This is a genomic window from Intrasporangium sp., from assembly GCF_032907665.1.
Classification (GTDB): Bacteria; Actinomycetota; Actinomycetes; order Actinomycetales; family Dermatophilaceae; genus Intrasporangium.
In genome coordinates this window covers 1-3,150 of the sequence record NZ_JAJJPG010000233.1, presented here as the reverse complement: position 1 = coordinate 3,150, position 3,150 = coordinate 1, and the positions used below count along the sequence as shown (strand labels likewise).

The window sequence follows — 3,150 nt, the reverse complement described above, 5'->3', positions numbered from 1 at the left end:
TGCCTGTTAACCGGCCAATCCGACCGCTGGGAGCTTGCCGCCTGAGCGGGCCGGTGGCGGGAACCGCATTGAAGGTGCTGGAAGTCGGGCCTGTTCGGGCGTAGGCCTGAGGGCATGGAGGGCTTGGCCTTGTTGGCCGATCCCAGCGATGCGAGGCGGTGGCTGCTGACCGGCCCGGATCCCGCGCTGGTGTCGGCGATGAACGCGTACCTGGGCTATCTGGCTGATCGGAACTACTCGCCGCGCACGGTCCGCACCTACGGGTACGGGCTCCTCGCGTTCGCGCGGTGGCTCAGGACGGCAGGGTTGAGCGTCGATGAGGTGAGGACGAGTGACGTGCTCGACTTCCTGTCCGCGTGCCGGCAGGAGACGATCAAGGGCCGTCCCGGACCGAACGTGCTCGACCTGAATGGGCAGCGCCGGGACCGGCTCGCGCCGGCCTCGATCAACCTTCGCCTGGCCGCGGTGACCGGCCTGTACGAGTATCTGGCGATGAGCGAGCCGGGCCGCTCGTCGCCGATCCCGAAGGGTCGCCCGTCGTCGTGGTTCGCTCACGGGGAGCGGTCCGGGCTGCTCGCGCACACCAAACGACGACCCGCGCCACGTTCGAGGCTACGGGTGCGCACCCCGCGCCGGCTGCCGCGGGCGCTGGACGCGGTCGAGGTGACCCGGCTGCTCGGCGGGCTACGCACCCACCGGGATCTGGCGATGGCCGGGCTGATGCTCTACTGCGGGCTGCGCTCCTGCGAGGTCCTGGCCCTGCAGGTCACGGACGTCGACATCGGCGGCCGCTGGCTGACCGTGCACGGCAAGGGCGGCAAGGACCGCCGGGTCCCCCTCGACCTGGACGTCGCCGCGGTCCTGAACGCGTACCTGCTGACCGAGCGACCAGACGGCGACCATGCGGCGCTGTTCCTCGTCGCCAAGGGCCCCACGAGAGGACAACCGCTGACCCCAGCCGGGCTGCGGACCATCTTCCGCTACCACCGGGCCACCTCCGGCGTCCCGGCCGGGGCACCGCACGCGCTGCGGCACACGTTCGGCACCGCGCTGGCCGAGGCCGGCGTGGACCTGGCCGTGATGCAGGCCCTGCTCGGTCACGCCCACGTCGACACCACCGCCCGCTACATCCACCTCGCCCCGACCCACGTGAAAGCCGAATACGATGCCGCGCGCAGCCGCCAACGCCAAACCCATTGAGCCTCAGCACGAGCCACCTGCCGAGGTGCTCGCCGCGTACCACGCCCACCAGGCGCGGACCGGGCGAGGCAACACGGCCTTCACGTACTGGGCCAAGACGTTCCTGCGGCGCTGGCCGGTCGTTCGCGCCTGGGAGCATGAGCCGCTCGCGGTGCAGCTGACTGCCAACAGCGGCACCCGCCCGTTCATCACGTTCCTGCTCGTCACCGGACGGCTCCACCCGGGTTGGGAGTACCTGGTGCACCGCAAGTTCTCCTCGATCTGGCGCGACGTGCCGGGCACCAGAATCGGGGAGGACCTCGACGCCTTCATCACCGCGGCGCGCTCATGTGGGTACAGCGAGCGGGTCGCCTCGGCGATGGCCTCCCAGGTGATCGCCCGGGTGCTGTTCGCCACCGGCAAACCCCTGAGCGACCTCAGCCACGACGACTTCGACGCCCTCGCGGTCGCCGGCCTCGCACGGCAGGCCGCGACCGGACGCACCTGGAAGCACTACCGGGCCACCGCCACCGGCGCCAAGACCGTGCTGTACCACCTCGGTGTGCTGCCCGCGCTGCCCGAGCCGTTCGAGCAGCGCTGGCCCTTCGCCCGGCGCCTGGCCCACGTCCCGGAGCCGATGCACGCCATCCTGGTGCGCTACCTGCAGCACAAGTCCGTCACCTGCCGCCCCGCGACCGTCTCCTCGCTGGCCACCAGACTGGCAGCGTTCGGCGCCTACCTCGCCGACACCGACCCGGACGCCATCCCCGCGACGCTCGACCGGTGTGCGCACATCGAACCCTGGATGGCCAGCCTGACCACCGCAGCGAACACCAAGTCCGGCGGGCTCCTGTCCGTCCCGGAACAGGCCCGCCGGATCCTGGCCGTCGCGAACTTCCTGACCGAGATCACCGAGTGGGACTGGCCCGAGGCACCCACCCGGCGGCTGATGTTCCCCTCCGACAACCCGCGCCTGCCCCAACCCCTACCGAGGTTCCTGCCACCAGACGCCGACCGGCGCCTCACCGAGGCCCTCGAAGCTTCCCCGCACCGGCTCGCCGCCGACGCGCTGCTACTGCAACGCGCCTGCGGCCTGAGGATCGGGGAACTGCTCGACCTCGAGCTCGACGCCGTCATCGACCTACCCGGCTCCGGCTCCTGGCTCAAGGTCCCCCTCGGCAAACTCGACACCGAACGAATGGTCCCCATCGACACCCAGGTCCTCGCGCTGATCGACCGGATCACCACCCACCGCAGCCCCGGACGGCCGATCCCGCACCCGCGCACCGGACGGCCCGCGGACTTCCTGTTCACCGCCCACGGCCACCGCATCGGACAGAACCGGCTGCGCAAGGAGCTCGACCGCGCCGCGAAGAGCGCCGGCATCGGGCACGTCACCCCGCACCAGCTGCGACACACCTACGCCACCGCCCTGGTCAACGCCGGCGTCTCCTTGCAGGCACTGATGGCCATCCTCGGGCACGTGTCCGCCGAAATGAGCCTGCGCTACGGCCACCTGTTCGACACCACCGTCCGTGCCGAGTACGAGCGGGCGCTGGAGCTGGCCAAACAGACCATCGGCGCTCTACCCAACCCGAACGAGACGACGCGAGGTGGCGACGAGGACGACTGGCGCGCCACCGCAACCGTCAAGACCGCCCTCGCCGGCGGCTACTGCCTCCGCGCCCCGGCCCAGGGCCCGTGCAGCTACGCGAACATCTGCGAACACTGCCCCAGCTTCCACACCACCGCCAGCTACCTGCCCGTGCTGACCGCACAACGCGACGACGCGGAAGCTCTCGTCGAGGACGCCACCACCCGCGGCTGGGACGCCGAAACCGAACGTCACCTGCGGCTCATCAACCGTCTGACCACCCTGATCGACGACGCCGCGACACGCCCGACCGCCATGTGAGGCAAACAACGAAATGGACCGAACCGGAAAGAAGTCCGCGCCGATTAGCCGGTTAG

The 3,150-nt window shown here is 70.6% G+C and carries 2 protein-coding genes; both read left to right on the top strand.

The features are described from left to right. Positions 1-114: 114 nt before the first annotated feature. A complete protein-coding gene (locus tag LOY02_RS18725; protein WP_317183880.1) occupies positions 115-1,200 on the top strand; it encodes a tyrosine-type recombinase/integrase in 1,086 nt (361 codons plus the stop codon). Next, complete coding sequence (locus LOY02_RS18720) at positions 1,166-3,094, top strand: tyrosine-type recombinase/integrase (RefSeq protein WP_317183879.1); 1,929 nt, start codon at positions 1,166-1,168, stop codon at positions 3,092-3,094. The genes LOY02_RS18725 and LOY02_RS18720 overlap by 35 nt, the downstream gene beginning before the upstream one ends. Positions 3,095-3,150 lie beyond the last annotated feature (56 nt).

Coding starts and splice junctions, on each gene's coding strand:
- LOY02_RS18725 (WP_317183880.1), top strand. CDS start 115: ATGGAGGGCTTGGCCTTGTTGGCCGATCCCAGCGATGCGAGGCGGTGG.
- LOY02_RS18720 (WP_317183879.1), top strand. CDS start 1,166: ATGCCGCGCGCAGCCGCCAACGCCAAACCCATTGAGCCTCAGCACGAG.